General features: G+C 63.4%; 16 protein-coding genes. All 16 read right to left on the reverse strand.

The window, feature by feature from the left end; genetic code table 11:
- Window positions 1–14 precede the first annotated feature (14 nt).
- The 16 genes from A9762_RS00215 to A9762_RS00290 all read right to left on the reverse strand — a co-directional run bounded on the left by A9762_RS00215 (window position 15) and on the right by A9762_RS00290 (window position 19,674).
- Window positions 15–608, reverse strand: coding sequence for a TetR/AcrR family transcriptional regulator (locus A9762_RS00215; protein ID WP_069340043.1), 594 nt, complete (start codon window positions 606–608; stop codon window positions 15–17).
- A gap of 284 nt (window positions 609–892) precedes the next feature.
- Window positions 893–2,050 (reverse strand): cardiolipin synthase ClsB, encoded by a 1,158-nt coding sequence (gene clsB / locus A9762_RS00220; protein ID WP_069340044.1) that lies wholly within the window; start codon window positions 2,048–2,050, stop codon window positions 893–895.
- Between the two features lie 50 nt (window positions 2,051–2,100).
- Window positions 2,101–2,583, reverse strand: coding sequence for a dihydroneopterin triphosphate diphosphatase (gene nudB, locus A9762_RS00225; RefSeq protein WP_083253505.1), 483 nt, complete (start codon window positions 2,581–2,583; stop codon window positions 2,101–2,103).
- Window positions 2,584–2,801: 218 nt separating this feature from the next.
- Window positions 2,802–4,604, reverse strand: coding sequence for an aspartate--tRNA ligase (gene aspS, locus A9762_RS00230; protein ID WP_069340045.1), 1,803 nt, complete (start codon window positions 4,602–4,604; stop codon window positions 2,802–2,804).
- A gap of 47 nt (window positions 4,605–4,651) precedes the next feature.
- Complete coding sequence (locus A9762_RS00235) at window positions 4,652–5,296, reverse strand: DUF502 domain-containing protein (RefSeq protein WP_069340046.1); 645 nt, start codon at window positions 5,294–5,296, stop codon at window positions 4,652–4,654.
- 127 nt (window positions 5,297–5,423) lie between these two features.
- Entirely contained in the window at window positions 5,424–5,765 is a 342-nt protein-coding gene (locus A9762_RS00240; RefSeq protein WP_069340047.1) for an FmdB family zinc ribbon protein, read from the reverse strand.
- A 255-nt stretch (window positions 5,766–6,020) separates the two neighbouring features.
- Window positions 6,021–7,466, reverse strand: coding sequence for a sodium:solute symporter family protein (locus A9762_RS00245; RefSeq protein WP_069340048.1), 1,446 nt, complete (start codon window positions 7,464–7,466; stop codon window positions 6,021–6,023).
- Between the two features lie 268 nt (window positions 7,467–7,734).
- On the reverse strand, window positions 7,735–8,391 hold the full coding sequence (locus A9762_RS00250) for a methyltransferase domain-containing protein (protein ID WP_069340049.1): 657 nt from the start codon (window positions 8,389–8,391) through the stop codon (window positions 7,735–7,737).
- Between the two features lie 66 nt (window positions 8,392–8,457).
- Window positions 8,458–10,017: a ubiquinone biosynthesis regulatory protein kinase UbiB gene (ubiB, locus tag A9762_RS00255; RefSeq protein ID WP_069340050.1), complete on the reverse strand. Its 1,560-nt coding sequence runs from the start codon at window positions 10,015–10,017 to the stop codon at window positions 8,458–8,460.
- Between the two features lie 3 nt (window positions 10,018–10,020).
- Window positions 10,021–10,635, reverse strand: coding sequence for an SCP2 domain-containing protein (locus tag A9762_RS00260; RefSeq protein ID WP_069340418.1), 615 nt, complete (start codon window positions 10,633–10,635; stop codon window positions 10,021–10,023).
- Between the two features lie 145 nt (window positions 10,636–10,780).
- Complete coding sequence (locus A9762_RS00265; protein WP_069340051.1) at window positions 10,781–11,776, reverse strand: Tim44 domain-containing protein; 996 nt, start codon at window positions 11,774–11,776, stop codon at window positions 10,781–10,783.
- A 227-nt stretch (window positions 11,777–12,003) separates the two neighbouring features.
- Window positions 12,004–12,738 (reverse strand): bifunctional demethylmenaquinone methyltransferase/2-methoxy-6-polyprenyl-1,4-benzoquinol methylase UbiE, encoded by a 735-nt coding sequence (gene ubiE, locus A9762_RS00270; RefSeq protein WP_069340052.1) that lies wholly within the window; start codon window positions 12,736–12,738, stop codon window positions 12,004–12,006.
- Window positions 12,739–12,798: 60 nt separating this feature from the next.
- Entirely contained in the window at window positions 12,799–13,212 is a 414-nt protein-coding gene (locus A9762_RS00275) for a gamma-butyrobetaine hydroxylase-like domain-containing protein (RefSeq protein ID WP_069340053.1), read from the reverse strand.
- 148 nt (window positions 13,213–13,360) lie between these two features.
- A complete protein-coding gene (locus A9762_RS00280; protein WP_069340054.1) occupies window positions 13,361–13,798 on the reverse strand; it encodes an HIT family protein in 438 nt (145 codons plus the stop codon).
- A gap of 97 nt (window positions 13,799–13,895) precedes the next feature.
- Window positions 13,896–15,584: a Na+/H+ antiporter gene (locus A9762_RS00285; protein WP_069340055.1), complete on the reverse strand. Its 1,689-nt coding sequence runs from the start codon at window positions 15,582–15,584 to the stop codon at window positions 13,896–13,898.
- A 94-nt stretch (window positions 15,585–15,678) separates the two neighbouring features.
- The gene (locus A9762_RS00290; protein WP_069340419.1) at window positions 15,679–19,674 is read right to left on the reverse strand and encodes an FAD/FMN-binding oxidoreductase; all 3,996 of its coding nucleotides are present in this window, start codon (window positions 19,672–19,674) and stop codon (window positions 15,679–15,681) included.
- Between the last annotated feature and the right edge of the window lie 583 nt (window positions 19,675–20,257).

Here is a 20,257-nt window from a genome sequence, read left to right on the forward strand (position 1 = left end):
GGACGGCTCGCGCCTCACCCGCGCTGATAAGACGAAATCAGTTTTTCCAGTGCCACCCGGGTCATTTCGACGGCGCCAGGCTCCCGAAGGAAACGCGCGTCGTGATGCAGGCCGAGTGTCAGGCTATACATTTCGAAGAGCATCAGACGCGGATCGGTGTCCGCACGCAGATGTCCCTCCTCCTTCGCTTGCGTAATCGCGCGCAGCAGGGCCGATCGCCACAACCGCACGCTCTTTACCAAGGCTTCACGCACCGGACTGGCCGCGCGATCGTCGTACTCGACGGCACCGCTGATATAGATGCAGCCCGTCGTCACTTCGCGAATGCGCTTGTCCATCCAGCGATCCACCAGCGCTCTGAGTCGCGGCAAGCCGCGCGGCGCTTCCATGCTCGGAGCGAACACTTCTTCTTCGAAGCGCCGGTGGTATTCCATCAGCACCTCGATCTGCAAATCCTCACGCGACCCGAAGTGCGCGAAGACGCCGCTCTTGCTCATTTGCATACGATCGGCCAGCAAGCCGATCGTCAGCCCTTCAAGCCCATCCCGCCCCGCCAGTTCCAGCGCGGCATTCAGGATCGCGGCACGTGTCTGTTCACCCTTACGCATATGTTTTGCATCGCTTTGGTTATCCGTTCTCCGATGCTAACCAAAAAATCGAACGGCCGTCCTATTATTGGGAAACGTCCATGGCGTCACAAGGAATTTATTAGATCGGAATACCTAATCGGTATTGAAGGACGGACAGGCGCGCGCGGGCCTCCAGACAAGGGCCGGACGTCAAAATGGCGTCATCTCGGAGGTGTAGGCAGCGCGTGCCGGAGGCGGGCCCGACGGGGACGGATGAACCGTGAGCCCGGCCCGATGGGGACGGACCGCCGCTCACTTGCCGCTCAATCGTACTTACCGCGCGTGAGGACCTTCATGGCGAGGCGGTAGAGCCGGTAGGCAGCCCACTGGCGAAAGCGGCGCCAGCGCGAGCGTTCGCCGTAGCGGGCCGGGTCGATCTGACGCGCCTCGGCAAACGCTTCCCGGATGTGATCGCGCAACTGGATGACGACGGGATCGTCGAGCACGACCACGTTGGCTTCGTGATTCAGAAAAAGGGACAAAGCATCGAGATTCGACGACCCGACCGTCGCCCAGACATCGTCCACGACGGCCACCTTGCCGTGCAGTTGCCGCATGTCGTACTCGCCGATACGCACGCCGGCGTCGAGCAGCTTGGCGTACAACCACGGCACGGCGGTATCGAGCAGGCGGAATTCCTTGCGGCCGATGAGCAGATGCACGGCCACCCCGCGCCGCGCCGCCTGCGTCAGCGCACGCCGCAGACGTCTACCCGGCACGAAATACGGATTGGCCAGCCAGACCTCGTGACGCGCCCGCCCCAACGCCATCAGATAGGCCTTCTCGACCGCCCGGCGATTGTGGAGATTGTCCCGCGCGACGAAGGCCGCCTGCCCCGCGTAGGGCGCATGCAAACGCCCCCGAAGCCCGCGACGCCGATGACGGAACGGCGTGCCCAGATACCCTGGCGCCAGACGCATCCACTGGATGTGAAACGCCAGCGCGATCTCCGCCACTACCGGACCGCGGCATTGCACCGCAAAATCCCAGCGTGGCTCGTCCATGCGCACGCCGCCACCGCCGTTGTAATCGTCGATGATGTTGATGCCGCCAACGAACGCCATCTCCTGATCGACGATCGCGATCTTCCGGTGCGTGCGCGAAAAGCCGAACTTGCCGAACAGGTGCGGGTTGTAGACACGATGCATCACCCCGCACTCGTGCCAGGACTCGATGTACGGCAAGCGCCGGCTGGTGCCCACGCCATCCGTAATGAGCCGCACCTTGACGCCGCGCTCCGCCGCTCGCCGCAGTGCCGCCGACACGTTCTCTCCGGCATCGTCCGCCTCGAAGATATACGTCTCGAGCGCGACATCGTGCTTCGCAGCCTCGATGGCGGCGATGAGGGCGGTGAAGTAGTTCTCACCGTGATAGAGCAGCGCCAGTTGATTGTCGTGTGAAAACGGCAGGTACTTGCTCATCGGCGCTCGTTCAACTCGCTAAGATCGCTCGGATCGCTAAGGATGACGAATTAACTGCTGACGGAACGTTGACGAACCCGCTGCGGCAACTGCCGGATCGCGTCGCCGTTCGACGGAGAGAAACAACGCGCGGCGGCTTGCTCCCACGGCAGCCACACATGATCGACGTGTTCACGCGGCGAGAGCGTGACGACGGTGTTTTCCGGCACGCAAAGCCCGAACCAATGCTCGGTGTTGCGCGTGACACCCGGCGCGTAGCGATGCGCCCAGCGCGGGTAGATGTTGTATTGAATCTGATGATGCCAGTCGGTCAGCGCCGTCTCGGGCACCACCGTGCCGTTCGCGACACGGATGCCCGTCTCCTCGAACACCTCGCGCGCGGCCGTCTCGGCCAGCGGCTCGTCGAGCTGATCCTTGCTGCCGGTAACCGATTGCCAGAAATTCCCGGCGTCGGCGCGTTCGATGAGCAGCACGTCGAGCGCCGGCGTATAGATCACGACGAGCACGGATTCAGGAATCTTGAAGGGCTTCATGCAGGCAACCGGGTTCATGCGGCGATGACAACGATGATGCATTGTATAGGGCATGCAGGACGTTGCGGAGCGCGTACCCGCAAGATCACCGCGACACGACATATCGCCGTCCCGAAAAGCAAAACCCCCTCGCCTTGCGGCAGAGGGGGTTTCGTTACGACCTTGCGCGCAATGCCGGCACGTTCGTCCCGGCACGCTCAGTCGCGCATGCGGATCCCTTACGCCTTCGGCGCTTCGGTCTGACGCAGGCGGATGTGCAGGTCGCGCAGTTGACGCTCGTCCACGGCCGACGGCGCTTGCGTGAGCAGATCCTGCGCACGTTGCGTCTTCGGGAAGGCGATCACGTCGCGGATCGAGTCGGCACCGGCCATCATCGTGATGACGCGATCCAGACCGAAGGCGATACCGCCGTGCGGGGGCGCACCGTATTGCAGCGCGTCGAGCAGGAAGCCGAACTTGGCACGGGCTTCTTCCTCACCCAGCTTGAGGGCACGGAACACCTTGCTCTGCACTTCTTCCTGGAAGATACGGACCGAACCGCCGCCGATTTCCCAGCCGTTGAGCACCATGTCGTAGGCCTTTGCCAGGCACTTGCCCGGGTCGGTCTCGAGGTAGTCGATGTGCTCGTCCTTCGGGCTCGTGAACGGGTGATGGCAGGCCACCCAGCGGGCGTCTTCCTCGTCGTACTCGAACATCGGGAAGTCGACGACCCACAGCGGACGCCAGCCGGCTTCGAACAGGCCGTGGGCCTTGCCGAATTCCGAGTGACCGATCTTCAGACGCAGCGCGCCGATACCGTCGTTGACGACCTTGGCCTTGTCGGCGCCGAAGAAAATGATGTCGCCGTCTTGCGCACCGGTGCGCTCGAGGATCGAAGCGATCGCAGCGTCGTGCAGGTTCTTCACGATCGGGCTTTGCAGACCGTCGCGGCCCTTGGCCACTTCGTTGACCTTGATCCAGGCCAGGCCCTTCGCGCCGTAAATCTTCACGAAGTCGGTGTAGGCATCGATTTCGCTACGCGAGATCTCGGCACCACCCGGCACGCGCAGGGCGACCACACGGCCGCCTTCGGTCGTCGCCGGCACCGAGAACACCTTGAAGTCCACGTCGCCCATCACGTCGGTCAGCTCGGTGAATTCGAGCTTCACGCGCAGGTCCGGCTTGTCCGAACCGAAGCGGCGCATGGCTTCAGCGTATTCCATGACCGGCACCTTCGCGTCGAGATCGACGTCGATGGCTTCCTTGAACACGTGACGCACCATGTTCTCGAACAGATCGCGGATTTCCTGCTCCGAGAGGAACGAGGTTTCGCAGTCGATCTGCGTGAATTCCGGCTGACGGTCGGCACGCAGGTCTTCGTCGCGGAAGCACTTGGTGATCTGGTAGTAACGGTCGAAGCCCGCCACCATCAGCAACTGCTTGAACAGCTGCGGCGATTGCGGCAGCGCGAAGAACATGCCGGCGTTCACACGCGACGGCACGAGGTAGTCGCGTGCGCCTTCCGGGGTGCTCTTCGTGAGCATCGGCGTTTCGATGTCGATGAAGCCTTGCGCGTCGAGATACTTGCGCACTTCCATCGCCACCTTGTAACGCAGGCGCAGGTTGTATTGCATTTGCGGACGACGCAGGTCCAGCACACGATGCGTGAGGCGCGTGGTTTCCGACAGGTTTTCGTCGTCGAGCTGGAACGGGGGCGTGACCGACGGGTTGAGCACCTGGAGTTCGTGGCAGAGCACTTCGATCTTGCCGCTCGTCAGGTTGGCGTTCTCGGTGCCGGCCGGACGGCTGCGCACCAGGCCCGTGATCTGCACGCAGAACTCATTGCGCAGGCCTTCGGCGGCCTTGAACATCTCCGCGCGGTCCGGATCGCACACGACCTGCACCAGACCCTCGCGATCGCGCAGGTCGATGAAGATGACCCCGCCGTGATCACGGCGGCGATTGACCCAGCCACAAAGCTTGACCGTTTGGCCCAGTTGTTGCTCGGTCACCAGACCGCAGTAGGAGGTACGCATGGACATTTTGCTGTTCCGATTTTCAAAAAATGGCGTCGACAGATCCCGGTGGCTCAAAGGAGCGGGCCGGGACGTTGCTGGCGCGGGTTGTGGGCGGGCGCCACCACGCCCATCGATACGATGTACTTCAGTGCGGCATCGACCGTCATGTCGAGTTCGATGACGTCGCTCGCCTTCATCATCAGGAAGAAACCTGACGTCGGGTTCGGCGTCGTCGGGACATAAACGCTCACGTACTCGCCCTGCAAGTGATTGACCACGTCGCCGCCCGGCGCGCCGGTCAGGAAGGCGATGGTCCAGGATTCTCCGTGCGGATACCGCACGAGCAACGCCTTGCGAAACGCGTTGCCGTTGCTCGAAAGCAAAGTGTCGGAGACCTGCTTGACGCTGCCGTACAAGGGTCCAACGATGGGAATGCGCGTCAGAATGGCTTCCCACCAGCCGACCAGCTTCTGACCGATGAAATTATGCGCCAGAAGGCCGACCACGAACACGAACGCGAGCGTGACCACTACGCCGAAGCCGGGCACGCGCATGCCGAGCAGGCGCGACGGCTGCCATTCGTCGGGCAGCAACAGCAGGGTCTGATCCATCGTACCGATGATCAGGCCCAGCACCCAAAGCGTGATGGCGAGGGGCACCAGCACCAGCAGGCCGGTGAGGAAAATCGTCTTCAACGCGGGTTTTTTGACGCTCATGGCAGGACTCGCGAATGTGGGGCGGCTACTGGGTCAGCGGGCAAAACGTGAAAGCGGTACTGAATACTATCGGGTACTGATGACGTGTCGGACAAACCGTCCGGCACGTCAGGTCTTGCTAGCGGGCTCAGTGGCAGGCGCAACCGCCGCCGCAGCTCGCTGCCGGGGCGCTTGACGACTCGCCGCCAGAACCGGACGAGGAAGCCGGCGCCGACGCAGCGCTCTCACCGGACCCTGCCGGGGCCGAAGCCGCCGGGCCGGAGGCCGTCGCACTCGCGCCGCCCGAACCGCCGCGGAAATCGGTCACATACCATCCCGAGCCCTTGAGCTGGAACCCGGCCGCAGTGACCTGCTTGCGAAACGTGTCCTTGCCGCATTCGGGGCACTGGGAGAGCGGATCGTCGCTCATTTTTTGCAGCACATCCTTCGCGAAACCGCATGTTTCGCAACGATAGGCATAGATAGGCATGATTCTTTCCGACGGAAAAAGGCGCGCAAAGCCTTGAATTATAACCGCTTCACAAGGCTTTCGGGATTTGTACGGTGATATATGGGGTTGGCGATGCGCAAGATCAAGGCTGGACGTTACCGCATCCGGCGTCACCCGCCCCGCCATGAACGGCAAAGGACGGCCGCGGCCGCCCTTTCCTTGTCGACGTTCAGGTCGTCAATCGCAAAATAACGGGCCCAAGCGAGCGAGCAAGCGCTCACCCGCCAGACACGCTCAGATCGTCGAGACCTGCTGCTCCGGCGTTTGACCGCGCTCGGAAGCGGGTTGCAGCAGCGAGCCGACGACCATCCCCGCAATCGATGCCAGCAGACCGGCCAGTTGCGGCGGCACCAGTGCGTCCGGGGCCAGCGCCTCGCAGGCGATCCACACGATCAGCCCGAAGAACACGGCCAGCGTGCCACCCAGCGAGCTGGAGCGCTTCCAGTACAGACCGAACGCCAGCGGCACGAAGCAGCACACCAGCGTGACCTTGTAGGCGCTCTCGACCATCTGGAAGATCGACGCCTTCGAGTTCAGCGCATACACGAGCACCAGCGCCGTGAAGCACAGCACGACGATGCGCATCAGACGCAGCAGGTGCTTGTCGTCGATCCGGCCCTTGAGCATCGGACGAATGATGTTCTCCGCGAACGTCACCGAGGGTGCGAGCAGCGTGGCCGACGCGCAGCTCTTGATGGCCGAGAGCAGTGCGCCGAAGAACATCACCTGCGCGACGATCGGCACGCTGGTGAGCACCAACTGCGGCAGGATCTGCTGCGGATCGGTACCGATGTACTTGTTCACCATCGACGGCGCGATCAGCAGCGCCGAGTACGCGAGGAAAATCGGAATGAACGTGAAGAAGAAGTAGAGCACGCCGCCCGTCACCGAACCGGACACGGCGATGTTCTCCGACTTCGACGACATCACGCGCTGGAACACGTCCTGCTGCGGAATCGACCCGAACATCATGGTGACGCCCGCCGCGATGAAGGCTAAGACGTCCGCCGGATTCAACTCAGGCAGGAACACGAACTTGCCGGCCGACGCGGCATGCGCGATCACGGCCTCCGCTCCGCCCGGCACCAGGCCCGACACCACCACAGCGATGTACACCAGCCCCACGACGATGATGATCATCTGGATGAAGTCAGTCACGGCCACCGAGATCATGCCGCCGAGCAGCGTGTAGGCGAGCACCGAGACGGCGCCGATGATCATGCCCATCGGCTCGGACATCGCGCCGCCCGAGACCGTGTGGAACACCAGACCGAGCGCCTTGATCTGCGCGCCGACCCAGCCGAGGTACGAGATCACGATAGCGATCGACGTCACCACTTCGACGGTGCGGTTGTACTTGAGCTTGTAGAAGTCGCCGATCGTCATGAGGTTCATGCGATACAGCTTGCGGGCGAAGAACAGGCCCACGAGAACCAGACACATCGACGAGCCGAACGGATCGGCGACCACGCCGCGCAACCCTTCGCCGATGAAGGTGGCCGGGATGCCGAGCACGGCTTCCGAGCCGAACCAGGTCGCGAACACGACGGCCACGACCATGCCATACGGCAGACGGCGGCCGGCGACGGTGAAATCCTTGGTATTGCGGACCTTGAGGGCGGCCAACAGCCCGATGGCCACCGAAATGACCCAATACAGAATGACAAACCAGATCAGCATAACGCGGCCCCAGCCAAGCCCCAGGGCAACGGTCTCGGGCCGGGTTCGTCAGCGGCAGACGCTATCCGGCCGCATGGAGCCGCCGCGCAAGCCAACGAAACCGCGCCTTGGGCCGCAGCCTTCCGGGCAACAGAAAATCAGGTCGAGCATGACGGGGCTGATGCGATTCAGCGCTCGGGGGCGCCCGTTTTTGCCACCTGGCGAAAAATTTTGGGCCGATTATAGCGGCGTGAGAGACCCGCGGGGAAAAAAGTCATAAATCCCCGGTTCAACGACGCCGCCAGACCATCCAGTGTTCCGCACCGGCGAAAACCGGTACCGAGTCGTCGACAAGACGGTCGTCCTCGCAGACGAAGTGGGGGGCGAGCAAGGCGTCGAGCGCGTCGCGGGCGATGCCGAACGGCGGACCCTTCGGCGTCTCCCTGAGAAAGAAGAACCCGGCCAGCCGCGCGCCCGACGGCAGCAATTGCGCCATGCGCCGTGCGTAGTCCTGCCAGAGCGTGCGCGGTAATGCGCAGAGGAAAGCCCGTTCGTAGACCACGTCGGGCATGAAGGGTGGCGTGTAGGTGAAAAAGTCCGCTTGTTCGACGAGCGACGCGCGAGCCCCCAGTTGCGCTTTGGCCGATTCGACCGCCACCGGCGAAAAGTCGATGGCCCGCACCGGCCAGCCCTGCGCGTCGAGCCACGCGGCTTCGTACGCCGCGCCACAGCCCGGGATCAGCGTGGCGCGCGGTGCACCCTCGCCCGAAACGAAATCCTGCAACGCTTTCGGCACCCCGGCCGCATCCCACGGCATGAACGCGCTAGCGAAACGCTCATCCCAGAATTCCGCACGGGACGGATCCCGACTGGCGAACGACGGCACGTGGCCCGCCTCTGCGCCGGGCTTTCTATCGCCCGTCCGGTCATGAATCTTGTCGTTCATCTTGTCTCCGCACCTTGCCGCGCCCAAAGGCCTTGCCAATCGCCAACTGGTCAGCGGTTCACCGAATCAGCTATACAACCAGAAGAACGCCGCCAGCACACCGATGGAGATCCCGCCGACCAGACAGAAAGCGCCGGTCAGCAAACGATTCGTACGACGCTGCTCCTGAAGCAGTGCGAGCAGCAGCGTGTCGTCCTGCGGCCGGGCATGTGCAGCAAGCGCCTGATGGATCAGACGCGGCAACTGCGGCATCGTCTTGCTCCATTGCGGCACCTCGGCCTTCAGGCGTTCGAGCCATCCGCGCGGCCCGATCTGCTCGGCCATCCAGCGCTCCAGGAACGGCTTGGCGGTCTTCCACAGATCCAGATCCGGATCGAGCTGACGTCCCAGCCCTTCGATATTGAGCAGCGTCTTTTGCAGCAACACGAGTTGCGGCTGAATCTCGACGTTGAAGCGGCGCGACGTCTGGAACAGCCGCATCAGCACCAGCCCCAGCGAAATCTCCTTGAGCGGACGATCGAAGTACGGCTCGCACACCGCACGAATCGCTCCTTCGAGCTCTTCGACACGCGTGTCCGGCGGCACCCATCCCGACTCCAGATGCAGCGACGCCACCCGGTGATAGTCGCGACGGAAGAACGCGAGGAAGTTCTGCGCCAGGTAGTTCTTGTCGAATTCGGACAGTGCCCCGACGATGCCGCAATCGAGCGCGATGTAGCGACCGAACGTTGCGGGGTCGAGGCTGACCAGAATGTTGCCCGGGTGCATGTCTGCGTGGAAGAAGCCGTCGCGCAGGAACTGCGTGAAAAAGATCTCGACGCCTTCGCGCGCCAGCTTCTTCAGATCGACGCCCGCCTCGCGCAGCACCTCGATCTGACTGATCGGCACGCCGTGCATGCGCTCCATCACGAGTACCGAGCTGGAGCTGTATTCCCAATAGATCTCCGGGACCATCAGCATGCCGGAGTCGATGAAATTGCGGCGAAGCTGCGCGGCATTGGCGGCTTCGCGCATCAGATCGAGTTCGTCGTGCAGATACTTGTCGAACTCGGCGACGACTTCACGCGGCTTCAAACGCTTGCCGTCCGGCCACAACCGTTCTACCCAACCGGCCAGATCGCGCATGAGCGCCAGATCGCTGTCGATCACCCCGAGCATGTTCGGTCGCAGCACCTTGACCGCGACTTCCTTGCCCGCATGCTCGCCGTGACGAATCCGTGCGAAATGCACCTGCGCGATCGACGCGCTCGCGACCGGCGTGCGTTCGAACTCCACGAACACGTCTTCGAGCGGACGCCCCAGCGACTTCTCGATGCTCGCATGCGCCACCTTCGGATCGAACGGCGGCACCTGATCCTGCAAACGGGCGAGTTCCTGAGCGATGTCCGGCGGCATCAGATCGCGACGCGTCGAGAGCACCTGTCCGAACTTCACGAAGATCGGACCCAGCGATTCGAGCGCCAGTCGCAGGCGTTCGCCACGCGGCGCCTTCAGGCCACTGCGTCCGAACGAGAGCACGCGCAGCAGTCCGCGCGCGAAGGGATGGAGGATGCTCGAAAGCACCAGTTCGTCGAGACCATATCGATAGCAGACGAAGAAAATCTTGATGAGACGCAGAAGACGCATTGGTCAGCGGCCTCCGGTAGTGCGGGACGCCGGCGTCGCCTGACGTTCCAGCTTCTCGATACGCTTTTCGAGTCGCGCCAGATCGTCGCGCAACGTGCCGATCTCAGCCCGCATCGTGTCGAGGCGCGGGCGCGCCACGAGCATCGGGTTCTCTTCCACGAGGAAGTCGGCCAGCGAGCGCGCCAGCGTGCCGCCGGTGCGACGTGCGCCCGCGACGGCCGCCTTGCCCGTCTCGGTCACGCGATGCGCCGCAGCGTCGCCAATGACCTTGCTCAGGTCCTCGGCGACTTCCCAGCGCAGATGCTGGGCGAGATACGACACGGTGTTGGCAAATTCGGCGTCGCCCTCGATCTTGACGTGACGCATCACAGCGGCCTGCCCGCCACCCGCGAAGTCGGCCAGCGCCGCCGGGGGCACCGAGATGCTGACATCGCAGGGGAAGTTGGCCTCGGCGGCGGCGAGATAGCCGTCGTCTCCCACGCGCAGGCGCAGGTCGATTGCCGACATGGCCAGCCGGGCAGACGCGCCGATGTGATGGCGCAGACGGTCGCGTGCCCAGGGTTCCCGGGCAAGCAAATGGTTCACGGTGGCGGCAAAGGCTTTGGCGGCTACGGTCATGAGCTTGGCGGCCGGCCGGCGCAGAACACCGGTCGCACCGAAAGACGCCGCCCGGCAACAACCTTCGGACGGCAAAAACAAAAGAGCCCGCGCTTCAAACGCGGGCTCTCATTGTAAGGCAGGTTACGGCAAAAACGTCGCCAGCTTAGCTGAGCTGCTGAATCCCGGCGAGCACCCAGCCACCGTTACCAGTCACCGGCTTGGTCAGGTTCCACACCTCGTTGAACGGCTCGGCGGCGGCGCCTTCCGATTCGCGGATCAGGCCCGAGAAGCGAACGCTTGCCATGTACTCGCTCGTCGATTGCTCGATGCCAAGGAGTTCGGCGTCCAGTTGCACGACGTCCGTACGGTTAGTCGACTTGCCGCGCTCTTCGAGGTCCATCTTGATTTCCGCGAACATCTGCGGCGTGGTGAACTCGTTGATGTCGGCCTGATCGCCCTTGTCCCAGGCGGCTTGCAGACGGTTGAAGTACACCTTGGCGCTGCGCAGGAAACCTTCGGTGTCGAAACCGGCCGGCACACCGAACGATTCCGTGGCGGCAGCACCGGCCACAGCACCTGCGGCTGCCGGCACGGCCGAAGCGCCCGTCTGGAACGGCTGCGACGCTTGCTGGCCCGATTGCGGGTTATCCCACGACTGACGCAGCGAATTGTTCGATGATGCGTCGTTGCCCGCGCCGGCATAGGCCGGCGTCTGCGACTGCGACTTATTGCCGCGGAACCGGCGGATGAGCCACATCACGGCGAAGGCGATCAACGCGATGATGATGACGTTGGCCATCATGCTCGCGAATGCGCCGCCCATACCGAAGTGCGACAACAGTGCGGCGATACCGAGACCGGCAGCCAGACCGGCGATCGGTCCGAGCCAGCGGTTGGCCGGTTTGGCGGCGGCTGCCGCACCTGCACCGGCGGCACCTGCGCCGGCGGCAGCCGGGGCTGCCTGATTCGGGGCTGCGCCCGGGGCGGCTTGCGCCGGCTGTTGCGGCGTTGCCTGACGTTGCGTCACGGTGTTGGACTGCTTGCCGATGCTCCGGCCGCCGCCAACGCGCTTGGCGTCAGCGTCCGCGATCGTCATGCCGACCGCCACTACGCCGGCCACAACGCCCAACAACAGCTTGTTTTTCAGGAACTGGAACATCGTTCTGGTCTCTCCGTGGAGTTATAGGTTGCCATCTACTGACAGACGCCAACCCAAATGGTTCAGCCGCTTTTTACGTACTGAAACCGGATAAGGCGAGGGGCGATTCTGCCACAGCAAAATTAGCTTGTACTTAGGGTTTGGCAAACAAAACGCCCCGGCACGGAAACCTTCCGCGATCCGGGGCGTCTTGTCTGGCCGGCATGTACAACTAAGTGAGTATGTACTCAGAACTTGCGGCCGATGTGCAGGGCAACCACACCGGCGGTCATGTTGTGATATTCGACGCGCTCAAGCCCCGCATCTTCCATCATCGACTTGAGGGTTTCCTGGTCCGGGTGCATGCGAATCGATTCGGCCAGATAGCGGTAGCTGTCCGCATCGCCCGCGATACGCGACCCGAGCCACGGCAGCACCTTGAACGAATAGGCGTCGTACGCTTTCTCCAGCGGCTGCCAGACTTTCGAGAACTCCAGCACCATGACCTTGCCGCCCGGCTTGATCACGCGGCGCATTTCCGCCAGCGCCGCATCCTTGTGCGTCATGTTGCGCAGCCCGAACGCCACGGTGACCACGTCGAAATAGTTCGACGGGAACGGCAGCTTCTCGGCGTCGCACAGCAGCGACGGCGTGACGATACCGTCGTCGAGCAGACGGTCGCGACCCACGCGCAGCATCGATTCGTTGATGTCGGTGTGCCACACTTCGCCGGTCGGGCCGGCCGCGCGGGCAAATGCCTTCGAGAGATCGCCCGTGCCGCCGGCGATGTCGAGTACCTTGAAGCCGGGGCGCACGGCGGCGCGACCGATCGTGAACGCCTTCCAGATGCGATGCAGGCCGCCCGACATCAGGTCGTTCATGACGTCGTACTTGCTGGCGACGGAGTGAAACACTTCCGCAACCTTACCGGCCTTTTCCTTCTCGTCGACGGTCTCGTAACCGAAGTGGGTCTGATCACCCATTGCACATCTCCAAAATCAGGTAAGCGGGCGCACACTCAGGCGCGCGCCCTGCCCGGGGGCTCAATGATGGTGGCAGCCGCCGGCAGCGGGCGACGGCATCGGCGTGTCGCGATCGACGCCCGCCGCCGCGAGCTTGTCCAGATATTCCTGCCACAGTGCGTCTTGACGCACGCACAACTCATAGAGGAAGTCCCACGAATAGATGCCGGTGTCGTGACCGTCCGAAAAAACGGGACGCACCGCGTAGTTGCCGATCGGCTCCAGGCCGTTGAGCGTGACGTCACGCTTGCCGGTTTGCAGCGTCTCCTGCCCCGGCCCGTGACCGCGCACTTCTGCCGAGGGCGAGAGCACGCGCAGCAATTCGAACGGCAGGCGATAGGTCTTGCCGTCTTCGTAACCGAGTTCCAGCACCTTGGATGCGCGATGCAGCGTCAGGGAAACGGGAATCGGCGTGTCTTTCTCCAGCCCAGCCATGGTCTTGCTCCAGAAAATTCGGTCGCGGCGCCTGCCGGCGGAACCTCGTGCAGCGCCTTGTGCCGTTCGTCATGCGACGTATATGACACATCGGCGGGCAGTATAGCCGCTCAGGCGTCAGCGGTCATGCCGACGGGCTTCGCGAAACCTACGCCGGCCACCCGGGAATTCGCTCCAATTCTGCCACGACGGCCTCACGCAGCGCGGGCAACCACGCCGCGCGCTCAGCAAGCACCGCCGGCGACACCTCGCGCTGCGGCGCGCTCCAGACCGAGCCCGGGAAGTGGATGTCGTCGCGATAGCGAGGAATCACATGCCAGTGCACGTGCGGCACCATATTGCCCAGACTGGCAACGTTGACCTTGTGCGGCGACATCACCGTGCGCTGTGCCGTCTCGACGGCAAACACCGCACGCATCACATGCTCTCGCGCCGCTTGCGGCAAGTCGCTCATCTCCGCCACGTGGTCGTGCCAGATCACCCGGGCGAAACCGGGATAGCCAGCCTCGTTGGCCAGCACCACGCGCAACACCGGATCGCGCCACAAGACTTCACCGCCGTCACCGGCGCAAAACGGACATTCCATGATCGTTCTTCCTCCCGTTGCCCCGGCACCTCGCGCTTTCGCATCCTGCCGGGCGCGAATAGCGCCGCCGGTGTGTGCAAGCGCTTGTCAGTGCCTGTCAGTGCTTTTTGCTCTTCTTGCGCTTGCCCGTGGCCGGATCGACCGGCCCCAGAGCGAGTTCTGCAAAATCGATCTCGCTGAGCAGTTCGCGCAGCGTCTCGTCGTTGATGCGGTGCGTGATGCGCAGCCGCGACAACTCCACACGCTCCGCTTGCAGCGCCGCCGCCCGCAGGCGACGCTCGACTTCGACCTCGCGCACGGCGCGCTCGCGCATCTCGTCCGTTGCCGTCGACGCATTGAGCGAGCGACGGTAGCGCCCCATTACCCGAGCGGCGGCTTCCGCACACACGGCCGTGTCCAGTTCGTCTCCAGACTTGGCGATCACCTTCTGCAACGATTCGACAGCCCGAATAGCCGCCTCCGACGCCGCCAGCCGCGCCTCGCCCATCTCGCGATTTCGCGGGTCTTCGACCGGCCAGCGCACGCCGCGCAGCAAGACCGGCAAACCAAGACTGCCGCCGATGAGCGACAGCAGAATCACACCGGCCGCGAGGAAAATCAGCAGATCGCGTCCCGGGAACGGCGCACCGCTCGGCAATGCCAGCGGCACCGAAAGCGCACCCGCCAGCGTCACGGCGCCACGCACGCCCGAGAGCGCCGTCACACCGGTAAAGCGAATGCCCGGCTTCATCGTGATTTCGCCACGACGCATGCCGAGGAAATACATCACGCGCCACGCCGCCCACACCCAGCAAAAGCGCAGCACGATGAGCACTGCCGAGATCGCGCCGACGTAGAACATCAGCTCGCCCAGATTCACGAACGTGCCCCACAGATGCTCGCTCGGACGCAACGCCGCGCGCACGATATCCGGCAATTGCAGCCCGAGCAGCACGAACACCGCGCCGTTGAACACGAATTCGAGCATCGACCACACGCCGTTGCCGAGAATGCGCGTGGCGGTGCGGGTATTGAGCAGGTCGGTCGAACTCACCGTCATGCCGGCGGCCACGGCCGCCAGAATCCCCGAGAAACCGAAGTGTTCCGCCAGCAGATAGGCCGCGAACGGCATGAGCAGCAGAAGCAGCACGATGGTCGCGGGCTCTTCCGTCGAGGCGTCCATCACGCGGCGATGGAACTGCGTGAAGAGCCACGTCACCGCCCATCCGGCGAGCAGGCCGCCCAGTGCGATCACGAAGAAGGAGAACGTGGCGTTACCGATGGAGAAGACCCCGGTCATCGCCGCCACGAGCGCGAACTTGAACGCGACGAGACCCGACGCGTCGTTCATCATCGCCTCGCCTTCGAGCACGTGCATGAGCCGCGTGGGCATGCGCATGCGTCCGGTGAGGGCGGAGACGGCCACGGCATCGGTCGGCGAGAGCACGCCGCCGAGCGCGAACGCCACAGCGAGCGGAATCGACGGAATCATCCAGTGGATGAAGTACCCCACGCCGAGCACCGTGAAGATCACGAGGCCGAGCGCCATCGCGACGATCGGCACCCGCAGGTGCCAGAACTCGCGTTTGGGCATGCGCCAGCCATCGGCGAAGAGCAGCGGGGGGATGAACAGCAGGAAGAAAATCTCGGGGTCGAGATCGATGTGCAGCCCCGCGCCCGGGTAAGCGAGCGCGGCGCCCACGGCGATCTGCACGAGCGGTACGGGCAGGAATCTGACGAAGCTGACCAGCACGCCGGTCAGCGCCACCACGAACAGCAGGATCAGTGCTGTGTAGACTACCTCCATGCCACCTCCGTGGTCCGTCGCTCATGCATCGACTGCGGCATCGACTGCGGCATCGGCCACGTTCCCCGGAGGTTGTTGCCGGGCAGACATTGCATCAGACGAGCACGCGTTCGATACCGCCGTTGTTCGCATCCTTGACGTAGTCCACCAGCCACTGGTCGCCCAGCACGTGCTTGGCGATCTCGACGACGATGTAGTCGGCGGTCACGTCCGCGTCGTCGTTGTAGCGCGACAGGCCTTGCAGGCACGACGGGCAGCTCGTCAGGATCTTGACGTCTTCCACCTTGCCGTCGGCACGCAGCTTGGCCGCGCCCTTGCGCATTTCCTCTTCCTTGCGGAAGCGGATCTGCGTCGAGATATCCGGACGCGTGACCGCCAGCGTACCCGATTCGCCGCAGCACCGATCGTTCTTCTCGATCTTGTAGCCGTCGTTCTCGCTACCCATCAACTGGTTCACGAGCTTGACCGGGTCCATCGTCTTGATCGGCGTGTGGCACGGGTCGTGATACATGTAGCGCGTACCGTTCACGCCTTCGAGCCTTACGTTCTTCTCGAGCAGGTATTCGTGGATGTCCACGATACGGCAGCCCGGGAAAATCTTCTCGAATTCATAGCCGGCGAGCTGATCGTAGCAAGTGCCGCACGACACCACCACGGTCTTGATGTCGAGGTAGTTCAGCGTGTTGGCCATGCGGTGGAACAACACGCGGTTGTCCGTCACGATCTTCTCGGCTTTCTCGCCCTGCCCCGACCCGCGTTGCGGATAGCCGCAGCACAGATAGCCCGGCGGCAGCACCGTCTGCACGCCCACGTGCCAGAGCATCGCCTGCGTGGCGAGACCGACCTGCGAGAACAGACGCTCCGAGCCGCAGCCCGGGAAGTAGAACACCGCTTCCGAGTCGACCGTCGTGGCCTTCGGGTTGCGGATGATCGGCACCACCTTGTTGTCTTCGATGTCGAGCAGCGCACGCGCCGTCTTCTTCGGCAGGTTGCCCGGCATCTTCTTGTTGACGAAGTGGATCACCTCTTCGCGCAGCGGCGGCTTGCCGACCGTTGCCGGCGGATGTGCCGTCTGCTTCTTCGCGATCTTCTTGAAGACGTCCGCACCGAAACGCTGCGCCTTGTAGCCCCAGTCGATCATCACCTTGCGGGTGATGTTGATCGTCTCCGGGTTGGTCGCGTTCAGGAAGAACATGCCGGCGGCCGCGCCCGGGTTGAACTTCTTCTTGCCCATCTTGCGCAGCAGGTTGCGCATGTTCATCGTCACGTCGCCGAAGTCGATCTTCACCGGGCAGGGCGTGGCGCACTTGTGGCAGACCGTGCAGTGATCGGCCACGTCGTTGAACTCGTCCCAGTGCTTGATCGACACGCCGCGACGCGTCTGCTCCTCATACAGGAACGCTTCGATGAGCAGCGACGTTGCAAGAATCTTGTTACGCGGGCTGTACAGCAGGTTTGCGCGCGGCACGTGCGTGGCGCACACCGGCTTGCACTTGCCGCAGCGCAGGCAGTCCTTCACGCTGTCGGCGATGGCGCCGATGTCCGACTGCTGCATGATCAGCGATTCGTAGCCCATCAGCCCGAAGCTGGGCGTATAGGCATTGCGCAGATCGGCGGGCAGTTCGGGCAGGTTGAGCAGCTTGCCCTTGTTGAAGCGCCCTTCCGGGTCCACGCGCAGCTTGTACGCGCGGAATTCGCCGATTTCGGCTTCCGTCAGGAACTCCAGCTTGGTAATGCCGATACCGTGTTCGCCCGAGATCACGCCATCGAGCGAGCGCGCGATGTCCATGATGCGGGCCACGGCCTTGTGCGCATCCTGGAGCATCTCGTAGTTGTCCGAGTTCACCGGGATGTTGGTGTGCACGTTGCCGTCGCCGGCGTGCATGTGCAGGGCGACGAACACACGACCATGCAGCACGCGCTTGTGAATGGCCTGCGCCTCGTCGAGGATCGGCTTGAACTCGCCGCCCGTGAAGATCTGACGCAGTTCCGCGCGGATCTCCTGCTTCCACGACACGCGCACCGTGCGGTCCTGAAGCAGATCGATGAGGCGCGTTTCCGGATGCTTGTTCAGGCGGTCGTTCAGCGCGACGTTGATGTCGCGAATGCCGTGACGGTTGAGCAGCGGAATCGCCTCGGCCAGCGGCATCTCGAAGTTGTCGCGCAGATACTCCCAGCGCCCACGAATCTGACGCAGCATCGTCAGCGCCGTCTGCACGCGGTCTTCGAGCAGTTCGGCCGACGGAATCTCGTTCGCGTCGTCCGTCTTGCCGAGCGGCAGATTGCCGGCTTCGAAGAATGCTTCGAGGGCGTCGACCAGTTGCAGCTTGTTCTTGAGCGACAACTCGATGTTGATGCGTTCGATGTGATCCGTGTACTCGCCCATGCGGTGCAGCGGAATCACCACGTCTTCGTTGATCTTGAAGGCGTTCGTGTGACGCGCGATCGCCGCCGTGCGCGAGCGGTCGAGCCAGAACTTCTTGCGCGCCTCGGCCGACACGGCGACGAAACCTTCGCCGCTCTTGCCGTTGGCCATGCGGATCACTTCCGACGTCGCCTGGGCGACCGCGTTGTCGTCGTCGCCGACGATATCGCCGATCAGCACCATCTTCGGGAACGCATTGCGCTTCGACTTCGTGGCATAGCCCACGGCGCGCAGATAACGCTCGTCCAGATGCTCCAGACCCGCGAGAATCGCGCCGCCGGCGGCCGTCTGCGCGAACATGTAGTCCTTGATTTCGACGATGCTCGGAATCGCTTCCTTCGCCTGACCGAAGAACTCCAGACACACAGTGCGCGTGTGCGCCGGCATCTTGTGCAGAATCCAGCGCGCGCTCGTGATCAGACCGTCGCAACCTTCCTTCTGGATACCCGGCAGGCCGGCGAGGAACTTGTCCGTGACGTCCTTGCCGAGGCCTTCCTTGCGGAAGCGTCGGCCTTCGATTTCCAGCAGTTCGGTCTTCAGCAGTGCGGCGCCCGGCGCCTGATTGCCGTCGTACCACTTCAGTTCGAAGCGAGCGACCGGAATGTCGTGAATCTTGCCGAGGTTGTGATCGAGACGCGTGACTTCCAGCCAGTTGCCCTGCGGATCGACCATGCGCCACCAGGCGAGGTTATCCAGCGCCGTGCCCCACAGCACGGCCTTCTTGCCACCGGCGTTCATGGCCACGTTGCCGCCGATGCACGAGGCGTCGATCGAAGTCGGGTCTACCGCGAAGACCAGCCCGGCACGCTCGGCGGCTTCCGCCACACGGCGGGTCACCACGCCGGCGCCCGAGAAGATCGTGCCGACGAGCTTGTCGACGCCAGGCAGTTGCAGGTATTCGACCTCGTCGAGCTGTTCGAGCTTTTCCGTATTGATGACGGCCGAGAACGGCGTGAGCGGAATCGCGCCGCCCGTATAGCCGGTGCCCCCCCCACGCGGAATCACGGTCAGACCGAGTTCGAAGCAGCCCTTCACCAGCGATGCCATTTCCGCTTCGCTGTCCGGCGTGAGCACCACGAACGGATATTCCACGCGCCAGTCGGTGGCGTCCGTCACGTGTGAAACACGCGACAGGCCGTCGAACTTGATGTTGTCGCTGGCGGTCGTGCGGCCGAGCACCTTCTTCGCGCGACGGCGCAGTTCGGCCATCTTCTCGAACTCGGCGGCGAACTCGGCCACGGCGCGACGAGCGGCCACTTCCAGTTGCTCGACGCGCGCCGCACGATCACGGCCATGCGTGTCGGCATGTTGAGCCACGTCTGCACGGCGACGCTTGTCGATCTCGTTCAGACGGTGGTCGAGCGCGTCGATCAGCAGCTTGCGGCGCTTCGGATTGTCCAGCAGGTCGTCTTGCAGATACGGATTGCGGCGGACCACCCAGATATCGCCGAGCACTTCGTACAGCATGCGCGCCGAGCGGCCGGTACGGCGTTCGGCGCGGAGTTCGTCGAGGATGGCCCATGCGTCCGCGCCGAGCAGGCGCATGACGATTTCGCGATCCGAAAACGACGTGTAGTTGTAAGGAATTTCACGCAGACGTGGCGGGTGAGCGGCTACGGCATGTTTAGCGTCGTGCGGCTCGAAGGCAGGCAAGGGTGCGTTCATCTTGTCGGGCTCGTCAGTGCGGCGGTGCATCCGCCGTCGGCGTTCGTCTCGCGAGACGCGCCGAAAGTCAAAATCGGGTGTGCGCTGAAAATGCCGGCCGCTCGCGCAAAGGGTGTGCGCGGGCCGGCAACAGTCGATCTACGGTCAACGAGATCGACGACTGCCGTGCGAAGACGTCGATGACGAGTCGTGTTCGGTCATCGAGCAGAAGCACAGGGGGGTGAGGCAGTTGGTGCGCATGCCCAGATCTTTCTTCCGGCTTGGGAAAGTGTTGGTAGGGGAATGTAGGTCGAATTGTACTTCATTGCACCGCAACACGTCGGCGCCGCGCCGAAATCCTCGTCCGGGTGCGGCAATCCCCTCCGATTCCCCTCCGAATTCCCGCTTCGATGCGAGCGCGACAGCCTCATCGCAGCGTTGACAGCGTCTTCACGACCGCCCTTCCCGAAGACGACGACCGTCACTTTCACATTAAAAGTCGACCGCTATATCCGTTTATATACAACGACTTACCAAGCACTTGTGAACTGAAATTTCCAACAAATGGGAGTATGTTCTAGCCGTCCCCCGATTCATCCGCCCC

The organism is Pandoraea sp. ISTKB, assembly GCF_001721285.1.
GTDB classification, from domain to species: Bacteria; Pseudomonadota; Gammaproteobacteria; order Burkholderiales; family Burkholderiaceae; genus Pandoraea; species Pandoraea capi.

Bases quoted from the DNA above. Each gene is read 5' to 3' on its own strand.
- A9762_RS00215 (WP_069340043.1), bottom strand. From the start codon at position 608: ATGCGTAAGGGTGAACAGACACGTGCCGCGATCCTGAATGCCGCGCTG.
- clsB (WP_069340044.1), bottom strand. From the start codon at position 2,050: ATGAGCAAGTACCTGCCGTTTTCACACGACAATCAACTGGCGCTGCTC.
- nudB (WP_083253505.1), bottom strand. From the start codon at position 2,583: ATGAAGCCCTTCAAGATTCCTGAATCCGTGCTCGTCGTGATCTATACG.
- aspS (WP_069340045.1), bottom strand. From the start codon at position 4,604: ATGTCCATGCGTACCTCCTACTGCGGTCTGGTGACCGAGCAACAACTG.
- A9762_RS00235 (WP_069340046.1), bottom strand. From the start codon at position 5,296: ATGAGCGTCAAAAAACCCGCGTTGAAGACGATTTTCCTCACCGGCCTG.
- A9762_RS00240 (WP_069340047.1), bottom strand. From the start codon at position 5,765: ATGCCTATCTATGCCTATCGTTGCGAAACATGCGGTTTCGCGAAGGAT.
- A9762_RS00245 (WP_069340048.1), bottom strand. From the start codon at position 7,466: ATGCTGATCTGGTTTGTCATTCTGTATTGGGTCATTTCGGTGGCCATC.
- A9762_RS00250 (WP_069340049.1), bottom strand. From the start codon at position 8,391: ATGAACGACAAGATTCATGACCGGACGGGCGATAGAAAGCCCGGCGCA.
- ubiB (WP_069340050.1), bottom strand. From the start codon at position 10,017: ATGCGTCTTCTGCGTCTCATCAAGATTTTCTTCGTCTGCTATCGATAT.
- A9762_RS00260 (WP_069340418.1), bottom strand. From the start codon at position 10,635: ATGACCGTAGCCGCCAAAGCCTTTGCCGCCACCGTGAACCATTTGCTT.
- A9762_RS00265 (WP_069340051.1), bottom strand. From the start codon at position 11,776: ATGTTCCAGTTCCTGAAAAACAAGCTGTTGTTGGGCGTTGTGGCCGGC.
- ubiE (WP_069340052.1), bottom strand. From the start codon at position 12,738: ATGGGTGATCAGACCCACTTCGGTTACGAGACCGTCGACGAGAAGGAA.
- A9762_RS00275 (WP_069340053.1), bottom strand. From the start codon at position 13,212: ATGGCTGGGCTGGAGAAAGACACGCCGATTCCCGTTTCCCTGACGCTG.
- A9762_RS00280 (WP_069340054.1), bottom strand. From the start codon at position 13,798: ATGGAATGTCCGTTTTGCGCCGGTGACGGCGGTGAAGTCTTGTGGCGC.
- A9762_RS00285 (WP_069340055.1), bottom strand. From the start codon at position 15,584: ATGGAGGTAGTCTACACAGCACTGATCCTGCTGTTCGTGGTGGCGCTG.
- A9762_RS00290 (WP_069340419.1), bottom strand. From the start codon at position 19,674: ATGAACGCACCCTTGCCTGCCTTCGAGCCGCACGACGCTAAACATGCC.